Origin of the sequence: Corynebacterium sp. c25Ua_89, from assembly GCF_047459735.1 — a bacterium.
GTDB classification, from domain to species: domain Bacteria; phylum Actinomycetota; class Actinomycetes; order Mycobacteriales; family Mycobacteriaceae; genus Corynebacterium; species Corynebacterium simulans.
Genome location: NZ_JASBOD010000004.1, coordinates 61,993 through 83,746 on the forward strand (window position 1 = coordinate 61,993; position 21,754 = coordinate 83,746).

Below are 21,754 nucleotides of genomic sequence, written 5' to 3' on the forward strand. Positions count from 1 at the left end.
ATTTATGCGAAAAACACTCACGGTTGTTGCCGTCCTCGTCGTATTAGCTGTCATCGGCGCGGGAGCGGTTCACTTCTTAAACGCCAACAAGGCAGGAGAATCCAACAACCTGAGTGAGCCGGCGCCCATCGAGCAGGGCGGGGGAGTCGAGGCCCCTGCCCAGCCGGATTGGTGCCCGCGCTTCGAAGTGATTTCTGCCCCTGGCACTTGGGAATCCAAGGCCGATGATGACCCCATCAACCCGACCGCCAACCCCAAGTCCTTCATGCTTTCCATCAGCAACCCGCTGAAGGAGGCCTACGTTCCTGAAGACGTAAAGGTCTGGACGCTGCCTTATACCGCGCAGTTTAAAAACATCAACGCTCAACAGGAGATGAGCTACGACGAATCCCGTGATGAGGGTACCTCTCGCCTCGAGGGCGAGCTGACCACCATGCACGAGAACTGCCCAGCCACCAAGTTCATCATCGCCGGTTTCTCTCAGGGTGCTGTCATTGCGGGCGACGTCGCAGACCGCATCGGTGGTGGCAATGGCCCAATCCCAGCCGAAGCTGTCTCGGGCGTTGCGTTGGTGGCAGATGGGCGTCGCCAAGCAGGCGTAGGCCAGAACCCCGGCGTGCCCGTTGCTGGTGTCGGTGCAGAGATTGCACTGCAGCCGGTTGGCATGCTCATCCAAGGCATCGTTCCTGGAGCATCCATGCGCGGGCCGCGTGCAAATGGCTTCGGCTCCTTGGCAGATCGCACCTTCCAGATTTGTGCACCTGATGACTCTATCTGTGATGCCCCACTCGATGGCCCAAACGGCCTTGAGCGCGCACGCGGGCTCATTGAAGCAAACGGTGTGCACGCGATGTATGCCACCAACCCGAACGTGATTCCGGGCACGACTGCCAATCAATGGGTCGTCGGCTGGGCGCGGGAAATTATCGACCGCACCTAACTCCGTTCAAACTTAAAACGGTCATGTTATGTAACGCTGTGCGTCTCCGAGATGATATTTTTAATGTCAAAAGTAAACAATCTAAGCCCAAAAGGAGATTAGATGGACCTCCAAGCATTGATTGGCCAGTTCTTTGACGGGAATGGTCGCATTGTTCTGCCGCCTCACTTGACCCTGCCGGGGCTTTGTGAGTACGTCTTTGAAATGGAACAACAATCAGGAGTTCCTGATCGCCCGGTTTTGCGCCAGTGGCTCTTTGATGATGACCCAGCTGGTGCTCCGCGCGATTTCACCCGCTCAGAGGTAAACAAGCGAATCAAGGTGGTGGCCGCGCGCCTGCAGCAGGTCGGCGCAGTAGGGGACCGCGTGGCTATTCTTGCCGGAAACTCTCCTGAGTATCTGTTTGGCTTTATGGGCGCGATGTATGCGGGAATGACGCCGCTGCCACTCTATGATCCGAACGAGCCGGGGCACTCCGAGCACCTGCGCGCAGTCTTTGGTGATTCGAATCCTTCGATTGTTCTGACCAACAATGTTTCTGCAGCCGCAGTTCGCCGCTACTTCGCAGACTTGCCGTCGGCGCAGCGCCCACGCGTGATTTCCATCGATTCTCTGCCGGATTCGCTTGCGGCTTCGTGGAAGAATCCAGTTGAGCAAGGCGCCGGTGAGGGAGCAGCAGCGCCCGTCGACGCTCCCGCTTTCCTCCAGTACACTTCCGGCTCTACCCGCACTCCAGCAGGTGTATTGTTGACTAACCGCTCGATTTTGACGAATGTGCTGCAGATTTTTGCTGCGGTACACATTAAGATGCCGCCGCGCATCGTTTCCTGGCTGCCGTTGCACCACGATATGGGCATTATTTTGGCTTCTTTCGCCACCATTTTGGGCTTGAACTTCGAGATGATGACACCGCGTGACTTTGTGCAGCAGCCGAAGCGTTGGGTACGCCAGATTAGCCGCCAGCCAGGCGATGAAAACTTCGCAGGAATTTATGCCGTGGTTCCGAACTTTGCTCTGGAGCTAGCTGCTCGTTATGGCGCACCGGTTGCGGGTGAGGATATTGATCTGTCGCATATCGATGGCATTATCATCGGCTCCGAACCTGTAACAGAGACTGCAGTGGACAATTTCTGGGAGGTCTTTAGCAAGTACGGGCTCAAGCGCGAGGCTATGCGTCCTTCCTATGGCTTGGCAGAGGCGGCGTTGATAGTGGCTACTCCGCAGGAAGGCGAGCGCCCGCTCATCACGCACTTCAACCGTGAGCAGTTGACGGCAGGCAAGGCCGTTGTGGAGGACAAGTCCGAGCAGACGGTGGCTTTTGCATCAAATGGTCAGGGCGTACCTGCTCAGTATCTGACGATCGTGGACCCAGAAACCAAGGCTGAGCTTGCCGACGCCCAGATCGGCGAGCTGTGGTTGCACGGCGACAACATGGCGGCCGGTTACCTGGGCCGCGAGGACGAGACAGCTTCTACTTTCCGGAATACTTTGGCCACGCGCCTGCCGGAGGGCTCCCGCGTTGTTGGGGCACCGGAAGATGACAAGTGGATGGCCACGGGCGACCTTGCCACCATCGTGGATGGTCACCTCTACATCACGGGCCGTTTGAAGGACCTGATCGTGGTTGCGGGACGAAACCACTACCCACAAGATATCGAGGCAACCGTCCAGGAGGCCTCGGCGCATGTGCGACCAGATTCCATCGCTGCCTTCTCTGTGGAAGGTGGCAATACCGAGCAGTTAGTGCTGCTGATCGAACGTGCTGATGATGCAGATTCTGCAGGCGATGAAGCAGCGACTGAGGTTATTCGTACTGCTGTCTCGAAGGCACACGGTATTACGCCGGAGGTCATTCGCTGGTTTAGTGCGCATGAAATCAATCGCACTTCTTCTGGGAAGATTGCACGCCGTGTAGCGAAGAAGCACTTCCTCGCGAGCTAACGCGGCGCTCTAATCGCTTTTACACCTCTGCTGTATTGCACTGCCATATAGCAGAGGTGAGTTGTTATCGTGACAGAAGTTAACAAAATGAGACAATAAAGCGATAAAGATTGCATACATGCGGCAACCAGTGCTGTGCAGAATTGTGCGGAAACTCCCCATTTATAGAAAGCTAATTTAGATGACTGTTGAAGAACTACGAGGCTGGCTACGCAATTGGGTCGCGCAAACCACCGGCCTATCCGCTGAGGAAATTACTGATAGCAAGCCTCTAGAAAACTTCGGGTTGTCCTCCCGCGATGCAGTGGTTCTCTCCGGTGAGCTGGAGAACCTACTCGGGATGAAGTTAGAACCGACTGTCGCTTATGAATACCCGACCATCGCGCAGCTCGCCGACCGTCTGGTCAACGGCGTAGCATCCTCGAGCAACTCCGCGGTCGATTCCACCAGCGGTGCCTCCTCCTCGCGTAATGCCGGCATCATTGGCGGCGATATCGCGATTATCGGTGAAGCTGGCCGCTTCCCCGGCGCACAGAACGTCAAAGAGTTCTGGGACATGTTGGTCGAAGGCCGTGCCGGAACCGGCCCACTACCTATGGGCCGCTGGTCCGAGTACGCCGCAGAGCCGACGGTCTCGGAAAAGATCGCTAACCAGAACACCGATGGCGGTTACCTCGAAGACATTGCTAGCTTCGATGCGGAGTTCTTTGGGCTTTCTCCCCTCGAAGCCGCGAACATGGATCCTCAGCAGCGCATTCTTCTCGAACTAGCTTGGGAAGCGCTCGAGGACGCAGGGCTTCCAGCCAACCAGCTGCGCGGCACTGCAACGGGCGTGTACATGGGCTCGACTAACAATGACTACGGCATGCTCATCGTCGCTGACCCTGCAGAGATGCACCCTTATGCCATGACCGGCACCTCTTCTGCAGTGGTGGCCAACCGCATCTCCTACGCACTGGACCTGCGTGGCCCTTCCATCAACGTGGACACTGCATGCTCTTCCTCGCTGGTCGCTGTTAGCCAAGCCGTCAATGACCTGCGCACAGGTGCCTCTGACGTAGCTTTGGCCGGCGGCGTTAATATCCTCGCTGCTCCGCATGCCTCGACTGGTTTTAGCGAACTTGGCGTTATCTCCCCGACCAGTGCTATCCACGCTTTCTCCGACGACGCCGACGGTATCGTCCGCTCTGACGCCGCCGGCGTTTTGGTGCTCAAGCGTCTCGCCGATGCCGAGCGCGACGGCGATAACATCCTCGCCGTTATCAAGGGCACTGCCGTTAACTCCGACGGCCACTCCAACGGATTGACCGCCCCGAACCCAGACGCGCAGGTTGACGTCCTCGAGCGCGCCTACGCCGACGCTGGTATTGACCCGCAGCTAGTCGACTACGTCGAAGCACACGGCACCGGCACCATCCTCGGAGACCCAATCGAGGCCACCGCCCTTGGCCGTGTTCTCGGTTCCGGGCGCGAAACGGCAGCGCCGATGCTTCTCGGTTCTGCGAAGTCGAACATCGGTCACTCTGAATCCGCTGCCGGCGTAGTTGGCCTCATTAAGGTCATCGAGTCGATGCGCCACGGTGTCATCCCGCCAAGCATCAATTTCTCCGCCCCAAACCGCTACATCGATTTCGACAACGAGCACCTCGAAGTCGTTGAGGATCCCCGCGAGTGGCCGGAATACTCGGGCCAGAAGGTCGCCGGTGTCTCAGGCTTCGGCTTCGGTGGAACCAACGCGCACGTCGTCCTCACCGACTACCGCGGCCTGACTGCCGAGACCGCAGCGCAGGTCAACATCGACGAGGGCGCTCCAGTCTCCCTGCCGATTTCCGGTCTTCTGCCATCCCGTCGCGCGGCTGCTGCAGGCCAGATCGCTGACTACATCGAGCAAGAACATCCTGACCTGCTTTCCCTTGCGCGCACTCTTGCGCGCCGAAACCATGCACGCTCCCGTGCAGTGGTGACGGGCGTCAGTGAAGAAGACGTCGTCAAGCGTTTGCGTCAGGTAGCCGACGGCAAGGTCTCCATGGGAATCGCCTCTGCAGATTCCCCGTCTGTACCAGGCCCCGTCTTTATCTACTCCGGCTTCGGTTCCCAGCACCGCAAGATGGTTAAGGATGTGCTCGAGATTTCTCCAGCGTTTAAGGAACGCTTGGAAGAACTCGACCGAATCGTCGAATTCGAGTCCGGGTGGTCCATCCTTGACATCGTTGCCGACGACGCCCAGACCTATAACACTGAAACCGCCCAGGTAGCGATTACCGCAATCCAGATTGCTTTGACGGACCTTCTTGCATCCTTCGGCGTTCGTCCGGCGGGTGTTATCGGTATGTCCATGGGCGAAATCGCCGCTGCCTACGCTTCCGGCGGTATCACTGCAGAAGACGCCATGCTTATCGCCGCTCACCGTTCCCGCTTGATGGGCGAAGGTGAAAACTCGCTCGGTGAGGAAGAACAAGGCGCAATGGCTGTTGTCGAGCTTACTGCTGCTGAAATCGAAGCTCTGGACGGCAACATTGAACCTGCCGTCTACACCGGCCCTGGTATGACAACTGTTGGCGGTCCGCGCCCTGAGGTCCTCGCTTTGGTGGAAAAGCTGGATGCAGAAGGAAAGTTTGCACGCGCGCTTAACGTGAAGGGTGCAGGACATACCTCGGCTGTGGACCCAATTCTGGGCGAGCTGTATGCAGACATCGCTGGTATCGAACCACGGCCGCTGCACACGACGCTGTACAGCTCTGTCGACCGCGGTGAAATCTACCGCCCAGGGGCCCTTGTCCACGATGAGGATTACTGGATTCGTATGACTCGCCAGCCGGTCATGCTGCAGGATGCTACGGAAGCTGCTTTTGCCTCTGGACATACGCAGATTGTGGAAATATCACCGAACCCAATTGCGTTGATGGGGCTAATGTCGACTGCCTTTGCGGTTGGTAAGTCTGATGCACAGTTGCTGTTTAGCTTGAAGCGGAAGGTCGATCCGACGGAGTCTTTGTTGGACCTTCTGGCGAAGCTGTATGTGGCTGGTGCGCCGGTAGACTACACGGCGGTCTTTGGTTCGGGCACGCTTGTCGACGCCCCGCATACCCAGTTCAAGCGCCAACGCTTCTGGACGAATGCCCGTCCCTCCTCTGGCATCTCTGGTTTGCCAGGTGCGCGAGTTAACCTGCCGGAGGGCAAGGTTGCGTTCTCGACGAATGCAGACCAAGCTCCTTCTGCTCTGGCAATTTTGGAGGCAGCTGCAGAGGCGGTTACTCCGGGGGCACAGATTGTGGCTTCGGAGGAGCATGGTGACTTGCCACCGCAGGGTGAGGTAACCACTGTGGTGTCGAAGTCATTGGGCGGCCTGTCGATTGCGGTTTACTTTGTGAACGGTCCGGCTACGCAGCTGGTTGCAGAGGGTTTCGCTTCCGCATTGAACTTGGCTGAAACCGGCATTCCGGGTGTGGCTGCGATTGCCGAACCTGCCGCACCGAGTGCACCGGCATCCTTTACTGACGTCAGTGACGTAGAAGCTGTGCGTTGGGACCCAGCGAAGGAAACGGTGGAGGAGCGGCTTTCGCTAATCGTCTCTGAGTCGATGGGCTACGACGTCTCTGACCTGCCGCGTGAGTTGCCGCTGATCGACCTAGGCCTGGACTCGTTGATGGGCATGCGTATTAAGAATCGCGTGGAAAATGACTTCCAGATTCCACCGATGCAGGTGCAAGCGCTTCGCGACGCCTCTCTCGCCGATGTCATCACCATGGTCGAGGATGCCGTCGCTGGTAAGTCTGATGCTGGTGCTGCCGAGACCAGCGCCGTGGACGTCGGCGCTGGAGAAGTCGGCGCCGTGGACGCCGGCACTGCAGGAGCCAACTCTGCAGAATCTAGCGCTGCGGAGGTTGGCGCTGTAGAAGCCGACGCTGAAAAGGACGGCGTCGACAAGCACGATGCAGAAAACAGCGCTGAAGGCGTGGGTGTTGCCCCTCGTGATGCCTCGGAGCGCATGGTCTTTGGTACCTGGGCAACGTTTACCGGCAAGGCAGCAGCGGGCGTGACCTCTCAGCTTCCGCAGATTGATGAATCTGTAGCGGCGGATATCGCGCAGCGCCTGAGCGAGCGTGCTGGCATTGAAGTCAGCACGCAGCAAGTCCTCGACGCACAGACCCTGGAGCCTTTGGCAGACCTCGTACGCGAGGGGCTGGAGACTGAGGTCGAAGGCAACATCCGCGTTCTCCGCGAAGCCGAGGGGCCCGCTGTCTTTATGTTCCACCCTGCCGGCGGAACGACGGTTGTCTACCAGCCACTGGCGCGTCGTCTGCCAAGTGATGTCGCAGTCTACGGCGTCGAAAGGCTCGAAGGCTCCTTGGAGGAGCGCGCTACTGCCTATATCGATGACATCATCAAGTATGCCCGCGGCCGCAAGGTAGTTCTCGGCGGCTGGTCCTTCGGTGGTGCTTTAGCTTATGAGGTTGCCTACCAGCTAGCGGACCGCACAAAGCGCGGTGAGGAAAGCGCAGAGGTTGCTTTCATCGCTCTGCTCGATACCACTCAGCCTTCAGATCCTGCTCCGGATACTCTCGAGGAGACTAAGGCGCGGTGGGGTCGTTACGCTGCGTTCGCAAAGAAGACTTATGGCCTAGACTTCGAGCCGCCATACGAAATGCTCGAGACCATGGGCGAAGATGCTCTAATGACTATGCTCGCAGAGTTCCTGTCTAACACCGATGCATCTGAGCACGGCTTGGCTGCGGGTGTCTTGGAGCACCAGCGCGCTTCCTTCGTGGATAACCAGATTCTGGGCAAGCTGGATATGAAGCGTTGGACTGATGTTGACGTCCCGGTGATTTTGTTCCGCTCGGAGCGCATGCATGACGGTGCCATTGAACTCGAACCGCGATATGCCGAGATTGACCCGGATGGTGGATGGGGCGCTATCGTTGAGGATCTGGAAATCGTGCAGCTGCAGGGCGATCACCTAGCAGTTCCTGATGAGCCGGCTATCGGTATCGTGGGCAAGCACATAAATGATTGGATCGAGGAGAAGATTCGGTAGTGGCTACTACTGCTCATAAGCTGGAAGACCTGCGCCAGCGCTTGGAACGCGCGCAGGACCCAGGCAGCGAGCGCTCCCGCAAGCGCCGCGATGACGCCGGCCGCTCAACCCCGCGTCAGCGTATTAATGCGCTGCTCGATGAAGGTTCTTTCGTTGAAACGGGTGCGTTGGCAAAGACCCCGGGTGACCCAGATGCGATTTACTCGGACGGCGTCGTCACCGGTTATGGTCGCGTAAACGGCCGCCCGGTGTGCATCTACGCGCACGACAAGACGGTTTATGGCGGCTCGGTTGGCGTCATCTTCGGTAAGAAGGTTACCGAAATTATGGACATGGCCATCAAGATCGGCTGCCCAGTAATTGGTATTCAGGACTCCGGTGGCGCGCGTATTCAGGATGCGGTGACTTCGCTGGCGATGTATTCGGAAATTGCGCGTCGCCAGCTGCCACTTAGTGGTCGTAGCCCGCAGATTTCCATCATGATGGGTAAGTCTGCTGGCGGTGCTGTGTACGCCCCGGTTACTACTGACTTCGTTATCGCAGTCGATGGTGAGGCCGAGATGTATGTGACCGGCCCTAACGTCATCAAGGAGGTCACGGGTGAGGAGATTACTTCCCATGACCTTGGTTCTGCGCGCCAGCAGGAGCTAAACGGAAACGTTAGCGCTGTGGTTGCCTCGGAAGACGATGCTTTCGATTTGGTACGAGACTTGCTGGACCATCTGCCGCTGACTTGTTTCGATGAGGCGCCGGAGTTTGCAGCTCCCGAGGATTCGGAGCTCGAAGATCCAGAGCTCAATGAGTTCATGCCTGACGACACGAACGCGGGCTATGACATGTTGGAGCTTTTGGCGCAGCTTGGTGATGACGAAGAAATCATCGAGCTACAAGAAAACTACGCGCCGAACATGATTACCGCCTTTGGTCGAATTGATGGCAAGGCTGTCGGTTTTGTTGCCAATAACCCGATGCATCTGGCCGGTTGTATCGATGCCGATGCTGCGGATAAGGGCGCGCGCTTTATCCGTATTTGCGATGCTTATAACATTCCGCTCGTCTTCGTCGTTGATACTCCGGGCTACCTGCCGGGCGTTGAGCAGGAGAAGGCCGGTCTGATTCACCGCGGCGCTAAGTTCGCATTCGCGGTGGTGGAGGCAACGGTGCCTAAGGTATCGCTGATTGTGCGTAAGGCTTATGGCGGCGCTTATGCGGTTATGGGTTCGAAGAACCTGACCGGCGATATCAACTTGGCATGGCCTACCGCTCAGATTGCGGTTATGGGTTCGGCAGCTGCCGTTGTGATGATTGCGGGCAAGCAGCTCGAAGCTGCAGAGACCCCGGAACAGCGTGCATTGACGAAGAAGATGTTTATGGACTTCTATGACGAGACCATGACCGCTCCTTATGTCGCTGCAGAGCGCGGCTACTTGGATGCGATGGTGGAGCCGAGCCAATCGCGTTTGGCATTGCGTCAGGCATTGCGCCAGCTGGCCACGAAGACCGAAAGCGACTTGCCTAAGAAGCACACCATCGCGCCGATGTAACGCCCTAAAGGGGAGCGGACGATAAAGGTGGATGAAACGACCTCAGAAATGAAGGAGAAAGTAAATGTTGCTGTCTAGCGCACTCGATATCGTCGGTGAAATCATCAACTACGCCGTTATGATTTTCAACCAGGGCGCAGCAATGTTCAGCTAAGAACTTCTGCCAGAAGCCTTTCTGGCAGCCGAAAGCAGTCTTCCCACAGGGCAACTTGTGGGAAGACTCTTTTTGTATAACGGGGTTTATATTGCGGGGCTGGGAATTACGACTGGTCTGCCACCGCCGGGCGGCAGCCAACATATTCGACCTCTCAAGCGGCCCATTCTTCCGCGGCCGGTTGGTTTATCGGGCGAGTCATCGTTGATGGCGTTGTGGTAGTGGCATAACGGAACCAAGTTATTGATGTTCGTCATCCCGCCGTCTTCCCATCTATCAAGATGATGGAATTGGCATTCGTTGGCTGGGCGCCGGCACCCCAACCATGCACAGGTGGGATGCTCAGCGGCCAACATGGTGCGCTGCTTTGCTGAAGCGAAACGCCGAGTGCGGTATAAGTTAACCGGGCCCACTTCCGGATGGACGAGCGTGACGAAGCCGATGTCTGCGAAACGCTTCTGGATGAACTCAGCGCCGCTTAGCGTTCCGCCATCTGTGGCCAAGAGCTGGATATCGTCGCCGTCACCGCGGGCGATTTTATCTAGCTGTTCCAAGCGCACAATCACGTGTGTATGCAGCTGCGGCGCGCTGGAGCCAGCACCGCTAAATACCCGGCGGACTGCTCCGAGCAAGTCGGGGCCGGCTGCAGATGCTTCAGCCGCTGTTGCGGCGGCAGTGGGGTCTTTAGCAGTGGCTTTGATGGTGCCGAATAAATCGGCAATAGCGCGCGGGGAGTCAGTGATAACAAGGCTGTGTGGGCCATTATCGCGCCGTAGCACCTTTACCCCGCGGGCAACCTGCGGTGGTTTCCTTAGCTCTTTAAGGCGGGCGACAGCCACCTTGGCAATATCGCGCTCCCTGGTGGCACACAGTTCTTCGCGCAGCCGCCAAGCTTTGCGCTTATCTTTTACGCGGCCGACGTACCTTTCAATCTCTCGCAGCGATTCCAAAGAGTGCGAAGTATTTCGCGCCGCGCGCTGCATGGCGCTGAAAGCAGTCTTTCCAAAATAGATTTCATGCAAGGACAACAAGGACTGCGCAAAAGACTCGGTGGCGCCCATCGCCACCAACTCGCTGCGGTTGTGGCCCGCACATAACGAGACCACGTGCATACCGCGCGCAAGTACCCCGAGTAAGTCCCCCAACTTCATGCCCACACCATAAACGGGGTGGGGTGGCCCCGCAACTGGACCTAGCGGCGGCGGGAAGCGAGTGCGGCGATACCGCGCCAGCCGAAGAAGAACAGTGCCGACATCGTGGTTGCAACGATGAGGAAGCTGTAGTGCGGAAGACGGCCGTTAACCAGCATCCATAGAGCCATTCCGCCAATTACAGCAGAAAGCCAAACCACGAGGCCTTCCTTCCAACGACCGTCCATTTTGGTGGCGAGGATGATGACCCAACCAATTAGTGCGCCTACAGTCCACGGCCAGAAAGCATCGACCCAGCTACTGAAGGAGAGCCCTCCATGCGCAATGCGGGCGAGAACTGCGAAGATGGCGAGGGCGATGATGTCGATAATCGGTGCTGTGCGCATGAGTGTTTAAGTGTCCTTTCGATTCAGCGCTTGGTAGGTCAGCCCCTTGCTGGCGTAATGCACAAAGTAGATGACCCAGCCAATGATAGTGACCAGAGCAAAGGAAATAAGGCGGTAGATAATCGCAGCGGAAGTGGCATGAGCTGCAGTCAGACCAGTCGCCACCAGCGGTGCGATAAGAGCGGCCTCCACCGTTCCAAGACCGCCCGGCGTAACCTGCGCCGAGCCCGCCAGCTTTGCGGCGAGGAAAGCGAGGGCGATGCCGGCCATCGTTGTGTGGTCTTCAGCAGCGCGTAGCCAAGGAATTTCTCCAGTAATGGCCCACACGCTGGCCCACAAAGCGAGCATGTCGCACAGGCGGTGCAAGAGCGAGGAGATACAAATGACCGCAAACGGGCCGCGGCTCAAGTGCACCTCGTCAAGGTTGTTTACTTCCTTGCGGACGCGCGCTAGCTTCGCACCCTTGAGAACTCGCTGGTGGTTTAGCCAGCGTTGGATGGTTGCGGGGTGGGAGGTAATCCAGAAGATAGCGCCCATTGCCGCCAGCATCAGGACGATGGTGGTCAGCAACGACCCCAATGCCATATCCGCGTTCAAGAAAAACACACCGGCGACGCCGATGAGAGCCAGGAACATCGAGGAAATGATCGATGACAGGAACAGGAAATAGCTGCACAATGCCACCGATGCGCCCCACCCGCGCTGTACCTGGAATGTCAGGATCGCAGCGAAGGCCGGTCCTGCGGGAAGGGTTGTGGACCAGGAATTGGAAGCCAGCGTAATTGCATAAGTTTCCCGCAGCGGGACCTCAATCTTGCCGGCCTTGATGAGCAGACGCATGACCTCCGCCATGCCGGCAATAGACCCGAATGCGAAGAGTACAACCAGCACGACTGGTAGCGGCTCCGCATGCCGAAGGCGGCTTAGGCCCTCAGAGATGAAGCTCAGGTGGTCGCGAAAGAACCATCCCAATGCGATCAGTATGAGCAGCGAAACAATCCAGGTTAACCAGTTCTTTTTCATCGCTCTCCCGTGCGCTTATCGGCTTGGAGGCGCTGCATGAGCTCACTGAATGGGATGAGGGAGGAGTCTTCCTCGAGGGAACGGCCGCTGCGTTCAGGGCCTTCGTACTCGTCTTTAGATGGCATCGCGGCAACGGTTGGTTGGGTAGCAGACGGTGCAGAGACCGAAGCTGGCTGGCTGGAAGCTGGGGCAGTGACGGGTTCGCGGCCGTGACCCAACTTGTCGTAAGCGCGATGGATGAAGCGGGGCGCCCACCAGTTGTCTTCCCGCAGCAAGTGCATGACGGCGGGGACGAGCAGCATGCGGACGATTGTGGCGTCGATAAGCAGTGCAAAAATCATGCCGAAAGCGATGTACTTCATCATCACAATGTCGGAAAAACCGAAAGCGCCTGCCACCACAATCATGATGAGAGCCGCAGCCGTAATAATGCCTCCGGTGTGCGCAGTGCCGATGGCGATGGCTTCATCTGTATCGGCACCGTCCGTACGACGGCGAGCCTCCACCATGCGGGAGACTAGGAAGACCTCGTAATCGGTGGAAAGACCGAAGACGATGGCAATGATAAGCACCAGAATTGGACTCATCAGCGGGCCGGCAGTAAAGCTCAAGGCGCCCGCTCCCAAGCCGTCGACGAACATCAGGGTCAAAATGCCGAGCGTTGCGCCGAGGGAGAGCAGCGTCATCAAGATGGCCTTAATCGGCAAGATGAAAGAGCCGAAAACTAGAGACATCAGCACGAATGTTGCCAGTACGACGTAGAGAGCCATCCACGGCAGCTTGTGGAAAAGGGCATCCAAAGACTCAACTTCCATGGCCGGAGTGCCTCCCACGTAGAGCTCAACGCCTTCAGGGGCTTCCACCTGCTCGAGTTCGTGGACGATACGGGCGTAGTCGTCACGATCCTTGATACCCGCAGCGAGGACAGTGGTGCCGTCCTTCGTTGGAGTAACAGGGCCCATCGGCTTGGTGAGTCCTTCGAGCTGGCGTACTTGCATGACGACGTCGACAAGCTGCTGATTGGTGGCGTTAGTTACCACTAGCTTTACCGGCTCAGTGCGGAAGGACGGGAACTGCTCGTTGAACTCGTCCTGAGCCATGCGGGTTTCATGTTGTGGCGGCAGGTAGGTCTCGTTGATGCCACCGAACTTAACGCCAAGAACCGGCAAGGTAAGGGCAATGAGCAGGCCGCAGATGGCCACGGTCATGAGCTTGGCATGGCGCATGGCCCAACGAGGAAGCTTGTACCACACTGTGTCTTCTAAACGGCGGGCTTTTCGAGAAGTCTTGCGCACGGAGAACTTGTCGATGCGCTTGCCCAGCAGGCCGAAAAGCGCCGGCAAGACGGTCACAGACAACAGCGCTGCTAGGCCTACTGCAGAAATCGAGCCATAAGCCACGGACTTCAGGAAGGCCTGCGGGAATAGGAAAAGACCAGACAACGCCACGGTCACCATGCCCGCGGAAAAGACCACGGTTTGGCCGGCTGTGGCGGTAGTGGTGGCAACGGCATCGGGGGTCGAGCGGCCTTTATCCAGCTCCTCGCGGAAGCGAGAGACCATGAACAAGCCGTAGTCGATAGCAAGGCCCAAACCGAGCAGCGTTACGACGGCCTGGGCAAAGACGTTGACCTGCTGGAAGCCAGCGAGCACAGACAAAATACCCAGCGAGCCCAAGATAGAAAGGCCACCTACAACAAGCGGCATGCAGGCAGCGACAACCGAGCCGAAGACAATCAGCAGTAGGAGACCAACTAACGGAAGGGCTGCTTTTTCGGCGCGGGAGATGTCGTGCGCCATGCCCTCATCGAGAGCATCGGCCACAGCGGTAGCACCAGCGACTTTGACCGGGATGTCGGTGGCGGTGAGGTCGCTTTCAATCGCGCGGAAGTCCTTCAGCGTCTGTTCGCCGTCGCCTTTGAGGCTGATGGCGGCAAAGGCAGTGCTGTGGTCACGATTGACCAAGTTTGGGTTCTTGGCATCGAAGTAGCTGGTGATGCCATCGATTTCCTGCGGGTGCTGTTCTTTTAGCGTTGCGAGGTGGTCCTTTGCTGCGGCAAAGTTCTGATCAGGATCAGAAAACAGCAAAATGACATCGCCGGAGTTGTCGCGCCCGAAGGTTTCCTGTTCGATGCGGGCTGCGCTTGTCGACGCCGCGCCGGGGTCCTCCCAGCCTTCCTGGCTCATGCGCTCGCCTAAGCGAGTGCCGAAGCCGATGAAAAGCAGCAGGATGACGCCAACAATGACGAGCGGGACGACTTTGCGATGCGCATAGGAAAAGCGGCCCCAAGCGTAGAACATGGTCCTCCTAACGCTGCTTGAGTAGGGCGGTGAGCGGGCGGAATGGTTGCAACCAGGCGCCGCCTTCTGGCAGGTTGTCGAGGTTGATGCGCGGCAGTGGCTCGCGGAAGACGCCTTCGATGTCCTCGAGGTCGACGAATTCGATGTCATCGTGTGTCACGGCCCAGGAGGCATGCTCGTGGAAGCCGAGAACGCAGACGGGCTTGCCCTCGGCTGCGATTTCCTCGAGGAGGGGCTGGAAATTCTGGCCGTCGGCGGAGGCGACGATGACGCCTTCGAGTTTGTCGCGGTTGGCCTGGATGTAATCCACCATGTCTGGATCGACATCGTCGTCCTCGTGCAGCTTCGGCTTGGCAAAGACTGCGAAGCCGACGTTACGGATCGCCTCGACCCACGGGCGGATGACGTCAGCGCCGCCAGGGGTGACGTTGGTGAATACGGCAGCTTCTGGCTGGGCGTCGTTCTGCAGAGCGATATCGACGAGCCAGCGGCCGATGGCATCAAAACGTGGGCGGTGCGCTGCAGTTGGGCGGCCACCGAGGATGGCGCCTAGCCCCATGTCCATGTTGGGGGCGTCCCAGATGAGTAGGTAGGAACCTTGCATTAGATCTTCTCCCACAGGTACTCGGTGATGACGTGGTCTTTGTCGAGGCCCTTGCCCTCGAACTTGGTGATGAGCTGGCGGTCAGTCAGCTGCGGGCACTCGGGCCATGGCCAGCCTTTGTAGCGGAGGGTGGGCTCTACCTCGACGAGTTCGTTGATCCACTCTGCGTACCCCGCGTGGTCGGTAGCGACGTGCAGAACACCGCCCTTTTTCAGACGGGAGGCAAAAAGGTTGAGGGTGCCGGATTGGATGATGCGGCGCTTGTGGTGGCGGGCCTTCGGCCATGGGTCGGGGAAGAAGACACGGATGCCGTCCAAGGATTCTGGCGCAAACATGCGGACCATCACCTCGATACCGTCGCCGCGGATCATGCGGATGTTGTCGATGTCGTTGCGAACGACAGAGCCTAGGAGCTTGGCAAGGCCGGGCTTGTAGAGCTCGACGGCGATGATGTTGGTGTCCTGCTCGAGCGGTGCCATAGCGGCGGTGGAAGTGCCGGTGCCGGACCCGATTTCGACGATAGTCTTGGCGCCGGTGCGGCCGAACCAAGAATCGATGTCGAGGCGTTCGTCGGCAAGCATTGCTCCGAGGCGCGGCCAGTGCTCTTCGAAGAGGGCATTCTGGTTGTCAGTGAGCGTGCCGCGTCGGAAGGTGACGTTGCCGAGGCGTGGGTAATCGAGGTCGTTGCCGAATTTAGCGTTGAAGTCGGTCTGCAGCGGGCGGCCGTGAGGCATTTCGCCGGCTGGGGAGTTTTGAGGATTATCTGCAGTATTCATTGCTCTTTATTGTTCCCTGTGCTTATGTCTCTAACAAAGTGCCGCGCCGCTTTTCGCTGGGTGGTGGAGGGAACTTTACGCGGTGGATATAACCGGGTTGAGTCTCGAGGGGGTGGATTATTCCGGACAAAGCTACGTCCCACTCTGAACATTTCAACCCCGTATTGGGGTGGGGCTAGGGGTCATATGCTGTATGTCACAACGGCATACGCTTGGTTAAGTTGTGGTGAACGGCATGGTTATAACCATATTGGCTTTGAATGCCTAATTTTGACCCTAATTCGCGGCGACGTGGGGTTAATCTTGTGGTGAAAGACCCGTGGGGGACGTGTGCTCCGGCCAAGAACCCGGTAGATGTTCCTCGGCGGTAAAAATCCTCACGAACCGGACCACTAGGAGATTCTTAGATGACCGCCACCATTAAAGGCCTCGTCGGCGAGCTGCCAACGAGCAACGAAAAGCTCATTTCTTGGATTAGCGAAAGTGTTGAACTCTTCCAGCCGGAGCGCGTGGTCTTCGTAGACGGCTCCCAGGAAGAAGCAGATCGTCTGGCAGGCGAGCTCGTCGAAAAGGGCACACTCATCAAGCTGAACGAGGAAAAGCGCCCGAACTCCTACTTGGCTCGCTCTAACCCTTCCGACGTCGCGCGTGTGGAGTCCCGCACTTTCATCTGCACTGAGTCTGAGGAAGATGCGGGCCCTACCAACAACTGGGCACCGCCGGCGGCGATGAAGGAGGAGATGACGGAGGCATTCCGCGGCTCCATGAAGGGCCGCACCATGTACGTCGTTCCTTTCTGCATGGGCCCCATCAGCGACCCAGAGCCAAAGCTGGGCGTGCAGCTGACTGACTCCGAATACGTCGTTTTGTCCATGCGCATCATGACCCGCATGGGAGCACAGGCACTGGAGAAGATCGGTACGGACGGCGACTTCGTGCACGCTCTGCACTCTGTCGGCGCTCCTTTGGAGGAGGGCCAGGAAGATGTGGCTTGGCCGTGCAACGAGACCAAGTACATCACCCAGTTCCCAGAGACCAAGGAAATCTGGTCCTATGGTTCCGGTTACGGCGGAAACGCCATCTTGGCCAAGAAGTGCTACGCGCTGCGCATTGCTTCTGTTATGGCTAAAGAAGAGGGCTGGATGGCTGAGCACATGCTCATCCTGAAGCTGACCAACCCAGAGGGCAAGAACTACCACGTTGCGGCGGCTTTCCCGTCTGCTTGTGGCAAGACCAACCTCGCGATGATTACCCCGACCATCCCGGGCTGGTCCGCAGAGGTTGTCGGTGATGACATCGCGTGGATGCACCTGCGCGAGGACGGCCTGTACGCCGTCAACCCGGAGAACGGCTTCTTCGGCGTTGCGCCGGGCACCAACTACGATTCCAACCCGATTGCCATGAAGACCATGGAGCCGGGCAACACCATCTTCACCAACGTTGCGCTTACCGACGACGGCGATGTCTGGTGGGAGGACATGGGCGAGGCTCCAGCCCACCTCATCGACTGGCTTGGCAATGACTGGACCCCTGAGTCCACCACCAATGCGGCACACCCGAACTCTCGCTACTGCGTTCCGATTACCCAGTGCCCGACCGCCGCACCGGAGTTCGATGACTGGAAGGGCGTCAAGATTGATGCCATCCTGTTCGGCGGCCGCCGCGCGGATACTGTCCCGCTGGTTACCCAGGCATTCAGCTGGAACCACGGCACCATGATCGGCTCCCTGCTTGCTTCTGGCCAGACTGCAGCTGCGGAGGGCAAGGTCGGTGCTCTGCGCCACGACCCAATGGCTATGCTGCCGTTCATCGGCTACAACGCTGGCGACTACCTGCAGCACTGGATTGACATGGGTGAAAAGGGTGGCGTACGCATGCCGTCCATCTTCCTGGTCAACTGGTTCCGCCGTGGCGAGGACGGCCGATTCCTGTGGCCGGGCTTCGGCGAGAACTCCCGCGTCCTGAAGTGGATTGTGGATCGCATTGAAGGCAAGGCTGAGGCTGTCGAGACCGTCGTCGGCCACACCGCTCGCGCTGAGGACATTGACATCGAGGGCCTCGACTTCGATATCGAGGATGTTCGCGAGGCGCTGGCCGTCAACGCTTCCGAATGGGCTGGAGACATGGAAGACAATACCGAGTGGCTGCACTTCCTGGGCTCCCGCGTTCCTTCCGAGGTGTGGGACGAGTTCAATGCTTTGAAGTCCCGCGTGGAAAACGCCTAATCTTCTTACTTTCCACGGTTGGCTAAGTCTAAAGCAGTTAGCTGATTGCTGAAGAGGCCGACTTCTGGACAGCTTGAGTAACTGAATTCAGGCTGTTTGGGCATCTAGGGTCTGGCTCCGATCATGCATCGGAGCCAGACCCTTTGTGTTATTTCGGGCAAATGGTAGGTCAAACAAAAGGCCTAAAAGGACAGAAGTCGATTGAGCCGCGATAAAAAGAATGGCGGTGAAACAAACTCGTACACCACGCTAACGGGCGCAACCCAATTTTCGCGGATCAGCCAACTGCATCCTTGGATAAAGCTAATGCAGCTGTAGTTATTGTTACCCACGACGACCGTGTTCGGAAACAATGTTCCCGAACGTTTGAATTGGATACATTTTGCGGGGAATCGGGCTCAACGGCGTAGCACGAGGACAAGGTTTGAGGTAAGGAACTCGCGCAGGACGGGCACCCGCGTTACCCACCACGCCCAGCTGGGGTGGTAGCGCGGGAACGTCGCTACTAGCGTCGGACCATCCACAGTGGCGCCGCCAAGTGCGGCGCCACTGCTGGTGATAGCTTCCGCCCACTTAAGGCCCTCGCTGGCAGAGACCGCGAACAGCGAAGTGCCGAAGACGTTCTTCGGCGGGTGGCCGTGGCGGCGGGTATAGCGATCGCGGGCGAAGGCGCCGCCGACATAGTGCTCCCAGAGGCCGGTCTCGTGCCCGCCGAAGGGGCCCAGCCACACGGTGTAGCTGAGGATCACCAGCCCGCCGGGCTTGGTCACGCGCAGCATTTCTTCTCCCATGTCCCATGGATGCGGGATATGTTCGGCCACGTTGGAGGAGTATGTGATGTCGAAGGTATCTGCAGCGAAGGGCAGCTGCGTGCCATCACCGCGCACGGCGCTCGCCAGGGCAATTCCCGCCGCGGACATTTCCCCGGCGTCCGGTTCCACGCCGAAATACTGTGTCCCGCGGCGGGTGAAGGCCTCTGCGAAATAGCCCGGACCGCCGCCGACGTCGAGAACGCGCGCGCCGGTGAGTTGGGTGCCGGCGTCGTGGCAGAGGGCGTCGATAAGCAGTGCGGTGTCTTCGGCCAGACCGCCGTAAAAAATATCCGGCGCAGTCTGCTCAAAGCGGAAAGAACGGAGCAGGCGCCACGAACGCGCGAGCGTGGCCAAGGCACGGGTTTGTTTCATAACCCACTAGGCTAGTAGTTCGACATGAAGATTCTTTTACTGTGCTGGCGTGATTCCACCCACCCGCAAGGCGGTGGCTCGGAACGCTATCTGGAGCGCGTCGGGGAGTACCTGGCGGCGCAAGGCCACGAGGTGGTCTTCCGCACCGCGCGGCACATGAATGCTGCAAAGCGTGAGCATCGCGAAGGCGTTTTATATTCTCGCGGCGGTGCCAAGTTCAGCGTGTATCCGCGCGCGTGGCTAGCCATTTTGGCCGGGCGCTTGGGGCTTGGCGACGCCAAGAACATCGATGTCATTGTCGATACCCAGAACGGCATTCCTTTCTTCGCCAAACTGGTCTCGAAGGCGCCAACTGTTTTGCTCACCCATCATTGCCATCGCGAACAATGGCCGGTTGCGGGCCCTCTCTTGGCACGTTTGGGGTGGTTCTTGGAGTCGAAGGTTGCGCCAAGGGTTTATCGGAGCAGCCCTTATGTGACGGTCTCGCAGGCTTCGAAGCAGGATTTGGAAGAGCTGGGAATTAAAGGCGCGCACATCATCGAAAATGGTGTCGATCCACTGCCAGAACATGTGCCGACCCTGCAACGCGAGACGGCCATCCATCTGGTGACGCTCTCGCGGTTGGTTCCGCACAAGCAGATTGAACATGCGATGGACACGGTGGCAAAGATGCCTGGCGCGGTCCTCGACGTCATCGGTTCCGGCTGGTGGGAAGCACAGCTGCGTGAGTACGCCGAGCGCATTGGAGTGGCCTCGCGGGTTCGCTTCCGCGGGCAGGTCACCGAGGACTATAAGCACGCTTTGCTTGCGCTTGCCGACGTCCACCTCATGCCCTCGCGCAAAGAAGGCTGGGGGCTGGCAGTGATGGAGGCCGCGCAGCATGGTGTGCCGACGGTGGGCTATTCCTTCGGGCTGCGCGATAGCGTCATCCCGGGCCAGACTGGCGTGCTGGTCGATACCGAGGAAGAGTTTGTGAGGGCAGTCCGCGAGCTTGTTGCGGATGCGAATTTGCGCCGTCAGTTGGGCGAGAATGCCCGCGAGCTGGCAGCACACTACTCCTGGGAGAAGACGGGGTGCGCTTTTGAGAAGTTGCTAACGCAGACCGCTCGTGCGACGGCGGGTAGCCAGAAGGCCTGGACGGACCAGCAGCCAGAGCACTAAGCAGGCCAGCGGGCTGGCCACCCAGGCGGCGGTAAGGGCCCACGGAACCTTGGGCGCGGGGGCGGGCGGCTCGGCGACGATGCGGCCGTCAACAACCACCGCGCCCACGCCGAGTTGGGCGAGTTTATCTAAGCCCTGGTCCTGCCAAGCTTGCAGCGCTGCGCGGTAGGCGGGCTGGGCTTGGTCGACCACAACGCCGTCGACGCGCAGTTCGCCGGATTCCAGTTTGTTTACGGCCTTCGAATACGGGTCGACTGCGGTGGTGCCGTCGGACAAAGTGACGAGGGAGGGGCGTTGCGGGAAGAGTGCTAGCCGGCCGTCTAGCTCTTCGACGAGCTGGTGATCAATACCGCTGGGGCGTGGCGTGAGGACAGCTAGCTCGCGTGGAGTGTCGGGAGCCTGAAGCAGGCAGGCGAGGAGTGCCAAGGCTGCGGGGAGGTTAGGCAGGGCGCCGATACCGGCGACGTAGAGGGGTAGGGCAAGTAGCGTTAGCTTGGAGGCGTCGCGAAGCAGGCCCACGCCGGGGACCGTTTCAATCAGCCACACCAGTGCGCCGGGGCATGCCCAGGCAATAAGCGCGCTGCCGAGGCCTACGGCGGCGAGGAGGAGCAGGGGGCGTCGGCAAGCGGGGGCGAGGCGGCGGGCGCCAAGCAGCGCAACAGCTGCAACCACTAGCCCTGCGAGCGCAAAGCCGTGGTGGCGGGATTCGGGAACGGCGTCGGCGCTCCAGATGCCGCCGAGACCAAGGAGAGCGCCGACGGTGCCCACGCCAGCTTCCGCGCGAGGCGCGAATGCAGCCACCTGCGCGGCAGCCGGACCGGGAACTGTGTTGTTGGTAATCGCCGGCACCAGCCACGGCAGGCACAGCGCCACGCCACCCGCGGCGAGTTTGAAACGGCCAGTAACAAGGGCGATTATCACGCCGAATACGCCGCCGGTGGGAGTAAGGGAACTTGCCCACAGACTCAGCCACGCGGGAATCGCGCGCTTGTGCAGGCACGCCCATGCCAGAACTGGCGCGAGCCATCCCGCAATCGCAAGGGACCAGTGCCCCAGGAGCAGGCGCTCGACGATGAAAGGATTGGCCACCGCACAAGCCATCGCAGCGGCGGCGGAAAGCGAAGTGCGGGCCCACTTCGCAGCAAAGTATGCGCTAGCACTTGCAGAAGCGGTGACGAGCACGCGCGCGAACCAATCACCACCCAGCAAAGTCAGCGCGCCGTCCTGGGGCGCATTACGGGCGGGCAGCGAGCCCAGCCCAAAGTTGGAGGCGGTAAAACCGGGGTTGTGGAGTAGAACCATATCACGCCACACCATCTCGCCGGGC

General features: G+C 59.0%; 14 protein-coding genes. 6 read left to right on the top strand and 8 right to left on the bottom strand.

Features of this window, described 5'->3' with window-relative positions; translation table 11 throughout:
* Positions 1 to 4 precede the first annotated feature (4 nt).
* From QKB66_RS07595 to QKB66_RS07610, 4 genes are all read left to right on the top strand, one after another.
* Complete coding sequence (locus QKB66_RS07595) at positions 5 to 940, top strand: cutinase family protein (protein WP_248093854.1); 936 nt, start codon at positions 5 to 7, stop codon at positions 938 to 940.
* A gap of 102 nt (positions 941 to 1,042) precedes the next feature.
* Positions 1,043 to 2,881: a FadD32-like long-chain-fatty-acid--AMP ligase gene (locus QKB66_RS07600; RefSeq protein WP_414253026.1), complete on the top strand. Its 1,839-nt coding sequence runs from the start codon at positions 1,043 to 1,045 to the stop codon at positions 2,879 to 2,881.
* A gap of 181 nt (positions 2,882 to 3,062) precedes the next feature.
* Entirely contained in the window at positions 3,063 to 7,919 is a 4,857-nt protein-coding gene (locus tag QKB66_RS07605; RefSeq protein ID WP_414253027.1) for an alpha/beta fold hydrolase, read from the top strand.
* Complete coding sequence (locus QKB66_RS07610) at positions 7,919 to 9,463, top strand: acyl-CoA carboxylase subunit beta (RefSeq protein ID WP_248093857.1); 1,545 nt, start codon at positions 7,919 to 7,921, stop codon at positions 9,461 to 9,463. Before QKB66_RS07605 ends, QKB66_RS07610 begins: the two co-directional genes overlap by 1 nt.
* Positions 9,464 to 9,703: 240 nt before the next feature.
* Here QKB66_RS07610 and QKB66_RS07615 read toward each other — a convergent pair whose 3' ends face one another.
* The 6 genes from QKB66_RS07615 to trmB are packed head-to-tail and all read right to left on the bottom strand — an operon-like array spanning position 9,704 to position 15,857.
* Positions 9,704 to 10,768 (bottom strand): HNH endonuclease signature motif containing protein, encoded by a 1,065-nt coding sequence (locus tag QKB66_RS07615; RefSeq protein WP_248093858.1) that lies wholly within the window; start codon positions 10,766 to 10,768, stop codon positions 9,704 to 9,706.
* A 41-nt stretch (positions 10,769 to 10,809) separates the two neighbouring features.
* Positions 10,810 to 11,154: a DUF3054 domain-containing protein gene (locus QKB66_RS07620; RefSeq protein WP_414253028.1), complete on the bottom strand. Its 345-nt coding sequence runs from the start codon at positions 11,152 to 11,154 to the stop codon at positions 10,810 to 10,812.
* A 6-nt stretch (positions 11,155 to 11,160) separates the two neighbouring features.
* Positions 11,161 to 12,177: a lysylphosphatidylglycerol synthase transmembrane domain-containing protein gene (locus tag QKB66_RS07625; protein ID WP_414253029.1), complete on the bottom strand. Its 1,017-nt coding sequence runs from the start codon at positions 12,175 to 12,177 to the stop codon at positions 11,161 to 11,163.
* Positions 12,174 to 14,477, bottom strand: coding sequence for an MMPL family transporter (locus QKB66_RS07630; protein ID WP_414253030.1), 2,304 nt, complete (start codon positions 14,475 to 14,477; stop codon positions 12,174 to 12,176). Before QKB66_RS07630 ends, QKB66_RS07625 begins: the two co-directional genes overlap by 4 nt.
* Positions 14,478 to 14,484: 7 nt before the next feature.
* Positions 14,485 to 15,081, bottom strand: a complete 597-nt coding sequence (locus QKB66_RS07635; RefSeq protein ID WP_062036870.1) for an NYN domain-containing protein — start codon at positions 15,079 to 15,081, stop codon at positions 14,485 to 14,487.
* Positions 15,081 to 15,857 (bottom strand): tRNA (guanosine(46)-N7)-methyltransferase TrmB, encoded by a 777-nt coding sequence (gene trmB / locus QKB66_RS07640; protein WP_062036873.1) that lies wholly within the window; start codon positions 15,855 to 15,857, stop codon positions 15,081 to 15,083. The genes QKB66_RS07635 and trmB overlap by 1 nt, the downstream gene beginning before the upstream one ends.
* 407 nt (positions 15,858 to 16,264) lie before the next feature.
* Between trmB and QKB66_RS07645 the strand changes: the two genes are divergently transcribed.
* Complete coding sequence (locus tag QKB66_RS07645; RefSeq protein ID WP_414253031.1) at positions 16,265 to 18,082, top strand: phosphoenolpyruvate carboxykinase (GTP); 1,818 nt, start codon at positions 16,265 to 16,267, stop codon at positions 18,080 to 18,082.
* Between the two features lie 398 nt (positions 18,083 to 18,480).
* Here the strand turns inward: QKB66_RS07645 and QKB66_RS07650 are convergent, their stop codons facing one another.
* A complete protein-coding gene (locus tag QKB66_RS07650) occupies positions 18,481 to 19,266 on the bottom strand; it encodes a class I SAM-dependent methyltransferase (protein ID WP_248093863.1) in 786 nt (261 codons plus the stop codon).
* Between the two features lie 24 nt (positions 19,267 to 19,290).
* On the opposite strand from QKB66_RS07650, the gene QKB66_RS07655 reads away from it, so the two are divergent.
* Complete coding sequence (locus QKB66_RS07655; protein WP_414253032.1) at positions 19,291 to 20,427, top strand: glycosyltransferase family 4 protein; 1,137 nt, start codon at positions 19,291 to 19,293, stop codon at positions 20,425 to 20,427.
* Here the strand turns inward: QKB66_RS07655 and QKB66_RS07660 are convergent.
* A complete protein-coding gene (locus QKB66_RS07660; protein WP_414253033.1) occupies positions 20,359 to 21,729 on the bottom strand; it encodes a hypothetical protein in 1,371 nt (456 codons plus the stop codon). The two genes, QKB66_RS07655 and QKB66_RS07660, sit on opposite strands and share 69 nt — an antisense overlap.
* Positions 21,730 to 21,754: the final 25 nt, after the last annotated feature.

What these genes read in the sequence shown, in the direction of transcription:
- QKB66_RS07605 (WP_414253027.1), top strand. Translation starts at nt 3,063, where the DNA reads ATGACTGTTGAAGAACTACGAGGCTGGCTACGCAATTGGGTCGCGCAA.
- QKB66_RS07625 (WP_414253029.1), bottom strand. Translation starts at nt 12,177, where the DNA reads ATGAAAAAGAACTGGTTAACCTGGATTGTTTCGCTGCTCATACTGATC.
- QKB66_RS07595 (WP_248093854.1), top strand. Translation starts at nt 5, where the DNA reads ATGCGAAAAACACTCACGGTTGTTGCCGTCCTCGTCGTATTAGCTGTC.
- QKB66_RS07615 (WP_248093858.1), bottom strand. Translation starts at nt 10,768, where the DNA reads ATGAAGTTGGGGGACTTACTCGGGGTACTTGCGCGCGGTATGCACGTG.
- QKB66_RS07630 (WP_414253030.1), bottom strand. Translation starts at nt 14,477, where the DNA reads ATGTTCTACGCTTGGGGCCGCTTTTCCTATGCGCATCGCAAAGTCGTC.
- QKB66_RS07645 (WP_414253031.1), top strand. Translation starts at nt 16,265, where the DNA reads ATGACCGCCACCATTAAAGGCCTCGTCGGCGAGCTGCCAACGAGCAAC.
- QKB66_RS07660 (WP_414253033.1), bottom strand. Translation starts at nt 21,729, where the DNA reads ATGGTTCTACTCCACAACCCCGGTTTTACCGCCTCCAACTTTGGGCTG.
- trmB (WP_062036873.1), bottom strand. Translation starts at nt 15,857, where the DNA reads ATGAATACTGCAGATAATCCTCAAAACTCCCCAGCCGGCGAAATGCCT.
- QKB66_RS07600 (WP_414253026.1), top strand. Translation starts at nt 1,043, where the DNA reads ATGGACCTCCAAGCATTGATTGGCCAGTTCTTTGACGGGAATGGTCGC.
- QKB66_RS07655 (WP_414253032.1), top strand. Translation starts at nt 19,291, where the DNA reads ATGAAGATTCTTTTACTGTGCTGGCGTGATTCCACCCACCCGCAAGGC.
- QKB66_RS07635 (WP_062036870.1), bottom strand. Translation starts at nt 15,081, where the DNA reads ATGCAAGGTTCCTACCTACTCATCTGGGACGCCCCCAACATGGACATG.
- QKB66_RS07620 (WP_414253028.1), bottom strand. Translation starts at nt 11,154, where the DNA reads ATGCGCACAGCACCGATTATCGACATCATCGCCCTCGCCATCTTCGCA.
- QKB66_RS07650 (WP_248093863.1), bottom strand. Translation starts at nt 19,266, where the DNA reads ATGAAACAAACCCGTGCCTTGGCCACGCTCGCGCGTTCGTGGCGCCTG.